The 14,115-nt window shown below is 41.2% G+C and carries 10 protein-coding genes; 6 read left to right on the top strand and 4 right to left on the bottom strand.

What is annotated here, in order from left to right:
• Nucleotides 1-64: 64 nt before the first annotated feature.
• Nucleotides 65-2,095: a penicillin-binding transpeptidase domain-containing protein gene (locus JNO66_RS18055; protein WP_203090591.1), complete on the bottom strand. Its 2,031-nt coding sequence runs from the start codon at nucleotides 2,093-2,095 to the stop codon at nucleotides 65-67.
• Between the two features lie 330 nt (nucleotides 2,096-2,425).
• Nucleotides 2,426-2,986 (bottom strand): nitroreductase family protein, encoded by a 561-nt coding sequence (locus tag JNO66_RS18060; RefSeq protein ID WP_203090592.1) that lies wholly within the window; start codon nucleotides 2,984-2,986, stop codon nucleotides 2,426-2,428.
• Nucleotides 2,987-3,375: 389 nt separating this feature from the next.
• Between JNO66_RS18060 and JNO66_RS18065 the strand changes: the two genes are divergently transcribed.
• From JNO66_RS18065 to JNO66_RS18075, 3 genes are read left to right on the top strand one after another with little or no spacing between them, the layout of a single operon-like run.
• Complete coding sequence (locus tag JNO66_RS18065; protein ID WP_203090593.1) at nucleotides 3,376-5,121, top strand: ABC transporter ATP-binding protein; 1,746 nt, start codon at nucleotides 3,376-3,378, stop codon at nucleotides 5,119-5,121.
• 2 nt (nucleotides 5,122-5,123) lie between these two features.
• Entirely contained in the window at nucleotides 5,124-7,133 is a 2,010-nt protein-coding gene (locus JNO66_RS18070; protein ID WP_203090594.1) for an ABC transporter ATP-binding protein, read from the top strand.
• A gap of 16 nt (nucleotides 7,134-7,149) precedes the next feature.
• A complete protein-coding gene (locus tag JNO66_RS18075; protein ID WP_246483345.1) occupies nucleotides 7,150-7,578 on the top strand; it encodes a GNAT family N-acetyltransferase in 429 nt (142 codons plus the stop codon).
• A gap of 106 nt (nucleotides 7,579-7,684) precedes the next feature.
• On the opposite strand, the gene JNO66_RS18080 is transcribed toward JNO66_RS18075, so the two are convergent.
• Nucleotides 7,685-8,680, bottom strand: a complete 996-nt coding sequence (locus JNO66_RS18080; RefSeq protein ID WP_203090595.1) for a dienelactone hydrolase family protein — start codon at nucleotides 8,678-8,680, stop codon at nucleotides 7,685-7,687.
• Between the two features lie 30 nt (nucleotides 8,681-8,710).
• Nucleotides 8,711-9,757, bottom strand: coding sequence for an endo-1,4-beta-xylanase (locus JNO66_RS18085; protein WP_203090596.1), 1,047 nt, complete (start codon nucleotides 9,755-9,757; stop codon nucleotides 8,711-8,713).
• 194 nt (nucleotides 9,758-9,951) lie between these two features.
• On the opposite strand from JNO66_RS18085, the gene JNO66_RS18090 reads away from it, so the two are divergent.
• The 3 genes from JNO66_RS18090 to JNO66_RS18100 are packed head-to-tail and all read left to right on the top strand — an operon-like array spanning nucleotide 9,952 to nucleotide 13,883.
• Nucleotides 9,952-10,908, top strand: coding sequence for a glycosyltransferase family 2 protein (locus tag JNO66_RS18090; RefSeq protein ID WP_203090597.1), 957 nt, complete (start codon nucleotides 9,952-9,954; stop codon nucleotides 10,906-10,908).
• Nucleotides 10,892-11,287: a GtrA family protein gene (locus JNO66_RS18095; RefSeq protein ID WP_203090598.1), complete on the top strand. Its 396-nt coding sequence runs from the start codon at nucleotides 10,892-10,894 to the stop codon at nucleotides 11,285-11,287. Before JNO66_RS18090 ends, JNO66_RS18095 begins: the two co-directional genes overlap by 17 nt.
• Nucleotides 11,277-13,883, top strand: coding sequence for a YfhO family protein (locus tag JNO66_RS18100; protein ID WP_203090599.1), 2,607 nt, complete (start codon nucleotides 11,277-11,279; stop codon nucleotides 13,881-13,883). Before JNO66_RS18095 ends, JNO66_RS18100 begins: the two co-directional genes overlap by 11 nt.
• Nucleotides 13,884-14,115: the final 232 nt, after the last annotated feature.

A 14,115-nucleotide genomic window follows, 5' to 3' on the forward strand; every position in this document is an offset into this window, starting at 1 on the left:
TTCTTCCCTCCCTGTTAGGGCAATCCATGTATGCTATGCCATTTGCCTAAGGAAGGTGACTGGCTTAACGAAGATTTGATTCTAGGATGGAAGCGACTTTATCGACCACATACCCGCTTCCTCCCTTATCACTCACATCATCAATCATCATCACAACAAGTAGCTCTGGATCGTCGTTTGCTTCAAGAGCTACAAACCAACCATGCTCCTGTCCTGGCTTATCTTTTGTCGCCTTCAGTTCAGCTGTTCCCGTTTTACCAGCAATTCGAACACCCTCAACTGCTGCAGCTTTTGCTGTTCCCTTTGAATCTTCAAGGACATCAACCAGATCCTGTTGAAGTAGCTCCGCGTGTTCTGGTGTCATGAGTCCCTCTTTCCACATTCCTGATTTCTCATCAAGCTCAAGAACTGGTTTAATCATGTTTCCTTCATTCACTAATGTTGTAAATGTTAATCCAAGATGAAGAGGATTCATCTGAATTTGACCCTGTCCATATCCACTGTCCGCCAGTTGAATATCATTTGTCATACTGCCTTCAGCCGTTAATGAAGATGTATGGAACAGCGGGATGGGAAGATCTTCACCAAAGCCAAATTCATTGGCCCGATTTGTAAATTCCTCTTCCCCTAAATTTAAGGCCTGTTGTGCAAAGTAGATATTATCTGAATACACTAGTGCCTTACGAAGATCAATTGGCTCACCGTAATCATTAACACGAGTGACCTCATAGCCACCCCAATCAGATCCTTCTGGCTGCCAGCTTTTCCCGTCTACATCCATCGTTTCATTTGGATCAAGCGTCCCTGCTTCAAGACCCATAGCAGCGGTTAATAGCTTAAATGTTGATCCTGGTGAATACGTTTGTGCAAAACGATTTAACTGAGGCTCATCCTCAGTATTTATATCTTCACGCTGCCTTTGTGTTAAACCAACAGCAGATAAATTAGGATCAATTGAAGGCTTACTAACGAGTGCCAGCACCTGTCCATTTGTCGGATGGATCGCTGTCGCCGTACCTGAATCATCTCCAATTTCATCAGAGATTTCCTGTTGTAAATCCATATCGATAGTCAGCGTAATGTCTTCTCCATCCTCCGCTTCCGTCTCCAAAATAGCCTCTTCTCTCTCTTCACCATTGGTCGTATAGAGAACGCCACCGCTTTTGCCACGAAGTCGTTCTTCATATGCCCGCTCGAGTCCCGTTTGGCCTAGCTTATCGTTTGGTCCGTAGCCCTTATCTTTAAATTCCTCAAGCTGCTCCGCAGTAATGTCACGGATATACCCTGTTAGATGAGCCGCGCTCTCTCCGTAAGGGTATTCGCGTCCGTCAATCTCACTGTAACTTGCTCCAGGAATACCTTCTCTTAATTCTTTTTCAGCCCAGTCAATCTGGGAAGCCGGTGCAAAATGGATAGGCACAAACGCTTCATCCGTGACCCATGATTGATCAAGCCTAGACTCGATTGTTTCACGAGATACGCCCGTTACCTCTGAAAACTCGTTGACAAAGTCTTCTCGATTCTCCATTCTTTCAATCACGCCACCAATTTGTAAAACCTTCCCGTTAACTGCAAGTCCGTTCCCATTTCGATCATAGATCTCCCCTCGAGTTGGCTGAATGGAAGCAAGCTCAAATCCACCTCCTTCAGACAAAGTAGGATAGACGAGTGTATCCTGCCAATTAACCACCCATTGATCCCCTTCTTCTTGCTCTTCAAGGGTTAAGGAAATGTCTTCTTCAAATGCCAGCTCACCAATTGGCGTGGAAACCTCAACATTTAAAGGAACCGTATAAACGCCATCCTCTGGAGCGTCCTCTTCCGCATCTTCTGGGTAAACCGCTTCCAGTTGAAGTGAATTTGCTTGCATCTGCTCATACAGTGTAGTCATTCGTTCTATATATTCATCCTGCGTTACATCCTGTTTTGTTGCTTCATCAAGCTTTGCATACATTTCTTCATATTGTTCAGCTGACCAATTCTCTAAAAATGCATTCAACGTTTCCTTTGGATCAGGTTCGTCTCCAAAACAACCTGTTAATAGGAGGCTTGTTGCGAGACCTGTCACTATTAATCCGTTTCTAGTATGACGCACGTCTATCTCACCTTTCGATGCCTAAAATAATCAATCTATGTATCTGAAAACAGTTTATCACATTCTTATAGACTTATTGGCGTTTTTTGTCAAAGAAATTCTTGTAGGTGTTTACCAAGAACATTTACGCAAATACATCGGAAAAAGGAGAGATTACATCCAGATACTGAGCATATACATCGAGAAATGTGGCAATACATCCGATCGCGTGCTAAATACATCACAAACATTCACAAATACATCAGGATCTCACATTCATACATCCACATTCACTCCATACAAAAAAACCGATTGATTCTCACTCAGAATCAATCGGTCACAACCATCTCTCTAGTGATGTTGATCAATAATCGTTAGTTTCTCACGAATATCTGTCCGTTTCTTCGCTTTTGGTACATCTTTAATGTATCCAAGCATAAGTGTTGCAACGATCTTCTCTCCAGGTTTTACACCAATCTTTTCTCTGAAAGCTGGATTGTAGATCCAATCGTTAGAGCGCCAGATCATACCAATATCCCGTGCCCAGGCTGCTAGTTGGAAGTTTTGAATGAGTGCACTTACAGCTGCATGATCTTCATCCCATGTTTTTTGGCGTGGATCTTCTGGCATAACCACCACGAGATGGGCTGGAATCGATCGAAAATGATCTGCTTTTCGTTTCACACCTTCTGATACTTCCCCATTTGGAGCGGGCTGTGCATCAATAAATGCTTGAACAAACGTTTCCGTCCCTTCTCCATTATATAAAAGAAAGCGCCATGGCTCAGTCATCTTGTGATTTGGTGCCCATTTTGCCACTTCAAGTAAATCAATGATTTCCTCTGTTGATACCGGATCTGGTTTAAAGCTTGTAATGGAACGTCTATTACGGATAATTTCATCAATCTTCATCTATGTTCCTCCTAGTTAAAGCTCACTAATAATCATTCTCAATTAAACCTTAACTCACTCTGTCGATGTTTGCAAGAAAATTTTTGCATTGATTATTGTAAAAAACTGTTGCTATCTGGAAAGAGTCTCGTTAGAATGAAGAAGATTAAAAACATTCAAGATATTAAAAGGAAGGAGCGAAGAGTCATGGAAAACGTACATCAGCATCATACATTAATTTCATACTCGCATAGCTCCGCCATACTACGATTCTATTCTTAAACCATTAAGGATGTAGGTGAGCTGTGTTTTAACAGCTTACAATGAACTCATTTATTCAGGGGTACCGTGTATAGCGGTGCCCCTTTTTGTTTTGTCTTTTTACTTTATTTGCAGGGGATGTGTTGCATGTGTTGCGTGTGTTTAGTCAATTATCATGGTTTTTTAAAGAGCAGTGGAGGCGGTATACCGTTGCCATTATTCTACTCGTCATTGTCAGTTTTATCGATTTAATGCCAGCACGATTACTTGGCCTCATTGTTGATGACTTTCAAGGTGGTGCTCTTTCGGTAGACAAAGGGTTAATGTACATTGGTGTGTTTCTGGTTATCGCATTTTCCAGCTACGGCCTGACGTATACTTGGATGTCTAAGCTTTTTGGAGGAGCCCTACTTGTTGAACGGAAATTACGATCCCGTTTTATGAATCATTTATTACGTATGGACATTCCATTTTATGAAAAACGAAAAACAGGAGACTTAATGGCTCAGGGAACGAATGATTTAAAAGCGGTGAGTATGACTGCTGGGTTTGGAATCTTAACGTTAGTTGATTCAGTTGTATTTATGCTCATTATATTAGGTGCCATGATGATCCTTGTGGATTGGAAGCTAACCTTAGCGGCGGTCCTTCCTCTTCCTCTGATTGGAATCATGATCTCCATCCTTGGCATAAAGATTCACGCCCGCTTCACAAAGGCGCAAGAAGCATTTGGATCTCTTAATGGCCGCGTATTGGAATCCGTTGCTGGAATGCGAGTCATTCGAGCATTTAGACGGGAACGACATGACGAAAACAAATTCTTAACTATGAGTGAAGATGTTTATAAACGTAATCTAGAGGTTGCAAAAATTGAATCGTTTTTTGAGCCTGTTGTTAACATTGTTGTTGCACTTAGCTATGTCATTGGTCTTGGTTATGGTTCTTATCTTGTATTTGCGCAAACCATTACTTTAGGTCAGCTCATTACCTTTAACGTGTACCTCGGGATGATGATTTGGCCGATGTTTGCGATTGGAGAGTTAATAAACATTATGCAACGAGGCGCGGCTTCCTTGCAGCGAGTGGATCAAACCTTGGCGGTCGAGCAAGCTGTACCTGATCCGAGTCATTCAGCTCAATCAGACCCACTGGCAAATGTAGCATTTCATCATGTGACATTCGGCTATCCTTCATCTAGTCAGAAACAACTGAAGGATCTCTCCATTATGATTCAATCAGGAGAAACGATTGGCGTTGTGGGAAAAACAGGCAGCGGTAAATCGACATTTATCAAGCAATTGTTAAAATACTATCCAGCAGGAACTGGAGACGTTCATGTTGGAAAACAACCGATTACTAATCAAAGCAAGCTTCAGGTCCGCTCTAAGATTGGCTACGTCCCTCAGGACCATATCTTATTTTCGAAAACGGTTCGAGAAAACATTTTATTTGGAAAACCAGATGCGACAGACCATGAACTTGATGAAGCCATTCGGGTCTCTGCTTTTGACCAGGATCTAGCCTTCCTGCCGGATGGTCTTGATACTCTCGTTGGTGAGAATGGGGTCTCGTTGTCGGGGGGACAAAAGCAACGGATCTCAATTGCACGTGCACTCATTGCGGCACCACCTATCTTAATCCTTGATGACTCGTTATCAGCGGTAGATGCTAAAACGGAAGCTAAAATCGTCTCGAACCTACGCGCGGTACGTCAAGGTTTAACAACAATTATCACAGCTCATCGAATGTCCGCGGTGGAACAAGCTGATCAAATCCTTGTTCTTGAAGATGGAGAAAAAGCTGAGCTTGGTACTCATAGCGAATTAATGAACGAACGTGGATGGTATTTCGAACAAGTTCGTGAACAAACAAGAGGAATGGAACAGGGGGTGTAATCATGAGTACAGAAAAACGTTTATATCAATACGCACTCACAAGTAAGAACACGATCATCATTGCTCTACTCCTACTTAGTGTATCAGTAGCCGCATCGTTAACGGGTCCATTCATCGCTAAGACCATTATTGATAATCACATCTCTAGTATTGATGAGGCATGGTATGTGACAGATAGCGGAGGTCAATCTGTTGAATACGCGGGAACGACTTACACGCGCAGTGGCAATCTATCTGCTGCAGAACAAACGGGAGAAGCCATCTATATTCATCAAGACGGCTTGGACTTTTATGTCACGTCCACTCCATTACCAGACGGTGAAATAGTGTATCAGGATGACGTGCTTCAAGTCACAAATCCAGACGGTACATTTGAAGCAGCAGCCCAAACGCTCTCAACCGATCAAGTCATGGCCTTTTACCAGCCTGAGATTCAACCGATCATCATGCTTCTTGGGCTGTATCTCGCTCTAATCGTTGGCTCTTCTTTCTTCCAATACGGCCAAAGATACTTGCTGCAAAAATCAGCAAATCGCATCATTCAGCGAATCCGAACAGATGCATTTAATCATTTGTCTCGCTTACCGGTTCGATTCTTTGATCATCTTCCAGCGGGTAAAATCGTTTCTCGTGTGACAAATGATACGGAAGCCATTCGTGAATTATATATGACCGTTTTGGCTAACTTTTTCTCAAGTGCCATTTCAATTATTGGTGTGTATATTGCATTATTTTTATTAGATGTCAGACTTGGTCTAATTACACTCGTTCTGCTTCCCATCTTATATCTTTGGATGAAGCTTTACCGGAAGTACTCTGTTGACTACAATCGAAACATTCGATCGAAGATTAGTGAGATTAACGCTGCCATGAACGAAAACATTCAAGGCATGCCAATCATCCAAGCCTTTAATCGAGAGAAACAGCAGGCCACAGAATTTGAGCGTTTGAATAAGGAGCATTATGGATTCCAGACAAACATGCTTCGCTTAAATTCTTTAACATCTCACAACTTAACAGGTGTGCTAAGAAACCTCGTTTTTGTCGCTTTAATTGTTGTGATAATGGGTGGGGCTGGAGGCGGCGGTTGGTCTAGCTTCTTAACACTAGGAGTAATCTATGCGTTTGTTGATTATGTCAACCGATTGTTTGAGCCAGTCAGCCAAATTGTGAATCAGCTAGCTAATCTAGAACAAGCACGTGTATCTGGTGACCGTGTGTTTGAGCTAATGGATAAAGATGGCACTGATGTTGATGATTCAGCGATCGAACGCCCTCGTGGAGAAGTAGCCTTTAATCATGTATCATTTGCGTACAAGGACGAGGAATACGTATTAAAAGATCTAACATTTCAAGCTGATCCTGGGGAAACGATTGCCCTTGTTGGACATACGGGCTCAGGTAAAAGCTCGATTATGAATCTACTCTTTCGTTTCTATGATTGTCAAAAAGGTGAGATTCTGATTGATGGCAAAAGTACAAAAGACATCTCTCCACAAGGCTTACGTGAGCATATGGGAATCGTGTTACAGGAGCCCTATCTTTTTACCGGCACGATTGCTTCAAATGTAGCAATGGAAAACCCTGATATTACAAGAGAGCAAATTGAACGTGCCATTGATTTAGTTGGTGGTACTGAGCTGTTTAAAAGCTTACCTAACGGACTTGATGAAGTGGTACAGGAGAAAGGAAATACACTTTCTAGCGGTCAGAGACAATTGATAAGCTTTGCACGGGCTCTCGTTGCCGATCCTGCTATCCTTGTTTTAGATGAAGCGACATCCAGTATTGATACGGAAACGGAAGGACTTATCCAAAAGGGTATGGAATCCTTAAAGACGGGGCGCACCACATTTATCATCGCTCACCGCCTGTCTACGATCCAGGACGCTGATCAGATCTTAGTCTTAAACCGTGGAGAGATTATTGAACAAGGAAATCACGAAGAACTAATGAAGCTAGACGGTTCCTATGCCCAAATGTATCGTCTCCAAAAAAATGAAGCGAGTTAATGAGAGGAGTTCCGTTTTGAATATTAGACCAATAGACAAAAATGATCCCCATAAGCTAGTTCATTTAATGGAACAGCTTGGTTACCCAACAACAAAGGAAGATTTAATTCAGCGATTTAATACCCTATCAAAAAACGCGGATTATCATACATTGGTTGTTGAATCAAACAATCAATGTATCGGCTTTGCCGGTTTACACCGTGGTCTCTTTTATGAGGCGACCGGTCAATACGTCCGAATTGTTGCCTTTGTGGTTGACGAAGATCAGCGAAGAAATGGTGTTGGAAAAGCGTTAATTATGGCTATCGAAGACTGGGCTCGGGGGCAAGGTATTGACACACTCGTGTTAAACAGCGGAAACCGCGAGGAACGAGCAGCAGCACATGCCTTTTATGAGAAAATGGGCTTTCAGGCTAAAAGCACGGGGTTTAGTAAGAAGATTTAAGGAAATGAGCAAATACTTTATCTAAAAAGACTGATGACTAGGTGGTGTCATCAGTCTTTTATGTTTCGTCTACAGCAGTTGAATTTTTTTCATTGCCTCGATTTAACTATTCTCTAGTCAACACACGCTCAAACCAATCGATAAATTTGCGACCGTTAATAATGTGACCACCTGAGAAAATATCGCTATCGAATTGGTCCTGCATATTGTTTTCCTTATATACGTTTTTCACTTGCTCAATAGCCACTTCTACTCCACGAAGCGGGAATACCTTATCTTCGTCTCCTGCTTCTAAAAATAAGGCTCTTGGGGCGATGAGGCGAAGCAGATCCGGTTGCTCTCCAATGGAGAGGATGCCTGGTATGTAGTTGTCTAGGCAATGATTCCGATCAAGTATGCTGTCCTTAAATGTATTTGCGAAACCTGTTAATACTGTTGCTTTTACCCTGGTATCAAGAGCAGAAACCAAGGCAGAGACAAGTCCTCCACCTGAAAATCCTTCAAGTCCAATTTGTTCTTCAGATACATCCGGAAATGTAGCCATCACATCTATCATTCGTCTTGCTTCAAATACTCTCATGCCTGCTAGGGTTGAACCTGACATCATCAATGCAGCCGCGAGTGTAAAGCACGAGTTTTTGTTATCCTCTTCCTTGTCTTTCGTAAGTCTGCGATCCCCAAACCCTAGAATTTCAGGGACAAATACTTTAAAACCTTTTTTGACAAGTTGAACAGCTAACTGCCGATGAATGCCAGGTTCCCCTTCTTCTTCTGTATCATCTTCGTTTAACCCAACTAACTCTCTACTTCCATACCCATGTCCATGTAGAGCTAAAATACTCGCAAACTGTGTATGACTTGTTGTATGAGGAGTTAACACATAAAAAGGGATAAACAGATCATCACTTGCTTTAAACCGAAAGCGCTCTCTTGTGTATCCGATACATTCTACCGTTTCCAGCTTTGTTAAATCGACATCTAAACTTGGTTCAGGGACATCTCCTAGACGTTTTTCTAACTCCATTCTAGCTAAAGAAGGCTCTAGTACAGTTTGATTTCTCTGTTTGTAAAGGTTTTCAAGAAATTGATCAGGTTCTATCATTGGTATCCGACTCCTTTTAAACTACTATTCTTATTTCATAACCTCTTTTATCATGTGATATGCTGGTTTTCGCTTCAATTCGTGATCAAAAAGCAAAGGGTCTGCCTGATCAGCTGATGCTTCATCAGTAAATCTGATCCAACTATAAGGGTCTGCCGCACCCCAAACCGTATACGTATCGCACCTAACATTTCCCAGACAGACGCCCATGATATCTGCATAACGGTCAGCTTGCTTTTTCCTTTTTGTTTCGATATCTTCACCGCTGTGTTGAAGCTTAATGTCTAATTCTGTAATGTGCACAAGAAATCCTGCCTGCCCTATCATATTCATCACGTCTTGCAGCTCTTCTGGGTCAAAATCATTCGCTAGGTCCAAATGCATTTGTAGTCCAATTCCATCGATTGGCACGCCACTATCTCGAAGTGAAGTGAGATATGAAAGGGTTACGTCCGTTTTAGGAGACCATACGTCATTTTCATAATCATTATAAAAAAGTAATACATCAGGATCTGCCTCTCTAGCCCATTGAAAGGCAAGCGCAATGTAGTCAGGTCCAATGTGGCGTAACCAAAAGTTATCTTTTAAGTTGCCATCCGCATCAAACGCCTCGTTCACCACATCCCACGCATACAGTTTTCCTTTGTATCGCTCTACTGTCGTTTGGACATACTGTTTTAATAAGCTGGTGATTTCTTCATTCGAATAGTTACCATTCTCAAGCCACCAAGGAACTCGTTCCCAAACAAGGGTGTGTCCTCGAATACTCAGTTCGTTCTCTGTCGCAAATTGAATCATTTCATCTGCCTGTTTAAAATCATAAACACCTTCTTCAGGCATCATGATTTCCATTTTTAATTCATTCTCAATTGTTACAGCATTGTATTCATTTTTGATTAGGCTGAGATATTCCGGATCTTCAGAGAAGGGCTGATACCGTATGGCCGTTCCAAATAAAAGTGAATGGTCCTCGGCTAAAGAACGAATCGTCTCATTTTCTTGTTGAAACATCCACCACACTCCTCCTGCGACAAGCAATCCAAGAATGACACTTATTAATAGACGGTTTTGCTTCATACAGTAAGAGCCTCCCTTGGGCTTTCTTGAAACATTCTCCATATTCTCTCTTGTTTCAACCATAATTTTAGTTTTTTTAACAAGGGGCAATGTAGGTTTCTTTTTGTGAAAAAGGGTATTATGTTATTGCTTACCACTACTTTTTTACGGCCACAAATTTGAACTAAACATAACATGTAGGAGGCCTTTATATTATGGATAAACCATTATTATCAGTCATTGTTCCCTCATATAACGAAGAAGAAAACGTCGATGCATTTTACCGGGCAATGAGAGATGAAGTGGCATCTACACACTATCGCCTAGAAGTAATCTTTGTTGATGACGGAAGCTCTGACCGAACACTTACAGAACTTCAACGTCTTTCTAAGTGGCATTCAAATGTTAAATATGTATCGTTTACGCGAAATTTCGGTAAGGAGTCAGCCATTTTAGCTGGTTTTCAACATGCAAAAGGCGACTGCTTGATTGTAATCGATGCTGACCTTCAACACCCTGTTGAACTCGTACATGAGCTCCTGCTTGGTTTTGAAGAGGGATACGACCAAGTCATTGCCCAGCGAGATCGTAAGGGTGAAAGCTTTGTTCGTAGTACCTTGTCTACATTGTACTATAAATTAATGAATAAAGTGGTTGATGTAAAACTTGAAAACGGAGTGGGAGACTTCCGTCTATTAAGCCGTCGTGCTGTTGATGCCTTGCTTGTACTAAGTGAAGGCAACCGCTTTTCTAAAGGTTTGTTCTCATGGATTGGTTTTGATCAGAAAGTGGTTCATTACGAAAATGTTGTTCGGAAGAATGGTCAATCAAAATGGTCGATGCAAAAGCTCATTAACTACGGGATTGATGGGATTGTATCTTTTAATATGAAGCCGTTGCGTTTGTGCTTATACGCAGGCTCAGGGATCCTTCTTTTCTCACTTGCTTATATTGTTTTTACCTTTTTCCAAATCATGCGAACAGGCGTTGAGGTTCCGGGCTATTTCACGTTGATTTCAGCTATACTTGCCTTAGGTGGCATTCAGCTTGTAAGTTTAGGGATCATCGGAGAATATATCGGGCGGATCTATAATGAAACGAAAAGACGTCCACACTATTTAGTCAAAGAAACAAATCTGGATCGAGGCATCAGGTATGAAAAAGCTAAATAACGAATTTTTCCGATTTGTCATTGTTGGAGGGATTAATACTTTAAATTACTATCTTATCTTCCTTCTTTTTAACAATGTGTTTAATGTTTATTATATGGTTGCGCACATCACTGGTATATTAATCAGCATGATTATTTCTTATTTTCTTAACTGTTATTTTACCTACGGGGTTAAACCAACCTGGCGCAAATTCTTTCAGTTTCCTTTGACACAGCTTGTGAATATAACCGTTTCATCCAGTTTAGTATTTGTCTTTGTTGAGCTTTTCTCGCTCTCTAGTAATATTGCTCCCATTGCTGCGATGTTTATAACGGTCCCTGTCACGTTTCTCGTCACCGGAAAAATCTTAAAACAAAATGGAGCTCAACATGAAACGTAAAAGTACAGTTTGGTTACTGATCTTTGGAAGTCTTGCTTTTGCTATTCTTGCACATTTTTTCTTCTTAAAAGAGCTTTCAAATGGGCGGTTTATGGTAGGGCCCAATGATGGGCTCTCACAAATGGTTCCGTTTAAGCATTTTCTATACCAAAACTACACAAGTGGAGAGTGGTTCTACTCCCATGACTTTGGACTTGGTAGTGGCACTTTCGGTCAGCTAGCTTATTACTTTTCCACAAACATGGTGTTTCTCGCAACCGTGTTTTTTGTTTGGTTGATGGAAACACTCTCCTTCATAAGTAGTCCTGACCTTCTATTCTGGGCGCAATCAAGCGTCATCGTTAGTGTGTTTAGAATGACGATCATCATTCTCTTATCAACAGCTGCATTCCGAACGTTTAAGCTTGGATATCTGCCTGCTTTTGCAGGGGCATTGCTTTATGCTAGTAGCGTTATGTATTATCGTCATGCTGCTTTTTGGGAATTTTTTGCTGATGCCTATCTTTGGATTCCCTTACTTGTGATAGGAATTGAGAAAATTATTCGAGAAAAACAACCATTTTGGTTTATTCTCGGGTTAAGCCTTGCGTTATTTAACAACTTCTACTTTGCTTATATGAGCTGTCTGTTTGTGGCAATCTATGTTTTGTTGCGTTGGTTCATTCGCTCTTCTGATGACCTTGCAACGATACGTGAACAAGTGAAATACTACATACCTTCTATTCTAATAAGCTTTGCCATTGGAGCGATCTCATTTGTTCCAGCTGTCTATGGGTTCTTAAACAATTATCGCCCTCCCTTTGAAGACCCGATTGATTGGTTTTCATTACATGACAATATCTTTTATACAAGTCGGACTTTGATCTTACCTGCACTCTTCCTTTTATTCGTGTTTATAAAATCACTGTACAAAGATAAGATGTTTCGGTTCTTTGCTATTCTATCTTTGCTCTATATCATCATGCATTATATTCCGATTATAGCGAGTATCTTTAATGGCTTCTCTGCTCCTCAGAATCGGTTTGAATATATGGGATCTTTCGCCATTGGTGGTGCGGTGGCTGTTGCTTTATCAAAAGTTTCTCAATTGCCGCGAAAACAAATGATCGCCTCCGCCATTGGTACGCTCTTGTTGTTTATCATTGTGTATTTTACAGATCGATCATTGGAGTTAAGTCGAGTGGGAATGGAAGAATTCTTCATTCTTGTTCCTATTATGCTTCTGGCTTTTATATGGGTTATTTGGAAGCGACCGAGGTATGCCATTGGATTCCTTACGACCTCGGTCATTGTCACTCAGCTTCTTCTTGCGTATCACTACCAAGATAAGCAGCTGTCACAGGCCGGGAACTTAACTAACTCCAATGAATCGTATATTACAGAAAAATATCAACCGGATGAGCAGGTTGAACTGATTCATTCTGTATTGGATCAAGACGACGATCCTCTGGCCCGACTTGAGTGGGTGATTGGTGGTCGAAGTGGCCGGAATAACACTGGAATGGTACAAGGTTTTCCTAGCGTTAGTAGCTATTCAAGTGTATTAAATCAACACATGCTCTTTTTCTACTACAATGACCTTCAAATTGATATGAAACGAGAAAGCGTCAGCCGTTACTCTGGCTTTGGCGATCGAGCGAACTTGTACAGCCTACTTGGTGGCAAATACATTCTTTTCCCTAAGAATCAAGAGATTCATGCACCTTATGGATTTGAGCCATTTGAAGAAAATGAATCGTATGTTGTTTATCAAAATCAGAATATGCTTCCATTTGCTCGTGTCACATCAACGGTTTTCAGTGAAGAGCAGATGCAGGATCAACCGATGTTAACGAGAGAACATGCGATGCTGGATGGTGTTATTTTAGAGAAGACGCTTGAGGATGTAGCTAGTCCAAGCGATAGTGAAAACTTTATTCAAGACGTTGAGTTTGAAGCGGTTGGAGGATCATACGAGGATGGAATCCTCACGATCACAGATGATCGCGGCGGTCTTGATTTACAGATTCCCACGTCCATTTCAGATAATGAGCAAAGTGACCTATACGTATCCTTCCATCTCTTAAATCAATCAGAGACAGCCAAGCTGTTTAAGCTTGAGGTAAATGACTACGTAACCGATCGAAAATCACGAGAGTCTATTTACAAAACAGGCGTAAACGATTTAACGATACGTGTACCAATGGATGAAACGATCTCGATCCGGATGCGTAAAGGAAGCTATCAGCTCGATCAGTTCTCGATCTATCAAGAAAACTATGAGAAGTTAGATGAAGCGGTTGAACGTGCAGCTGAATCTGATGCCACTGTTTCTATTGACGGACGCAAGATGTCATTTACGGTTGAGAATGCAAACGCAAACGAGTACCTCACGATTCCAGTTCCTTTTGAAAAAGGTTGGACAGCAAACGTAAACGGTGAGAAAGTACCTGTCGAGAAGGCCAACTTCGCCTTTATGGCGGTTGCACTTCAAGATGGAGAAAACGAAATAACCTTTTTGTATTACCCACCCTATTTTATCGAGTCAAGTGCAGTTACTATAGCTGGCTTATTGCTAACTGGTGGCTGGTATGTGTACCGAAGACGTAAACGTTGATATACATTTAAAACAGTCTGTTGCATGTGCGCAGGCTGTTTGTTAATTTTAATGACCAAATAGATTGTAAAATAAATAACCCTCTTAAAAGCTTCTACAATGATTAATCAATTCTACATGTCTGATTTGTTAATTACTATGTATAATGAATAACAACTATTTCATTCTTGTTACAATGGCATTAACTATCGTTGAACTATATATTTAAAAATTGGATAAATCTATGAATTAT

This window comes from Alkalicoccobacillus gibsonii (assembly GCF_016798245.1).
Taxonomy (GTDB): Bacteria; Bacillota; Bacilli; order Bacillales; family Bacillaceae_D; genus Alkalicoccobacillus; species Alkalicoccobacillus gibsonii.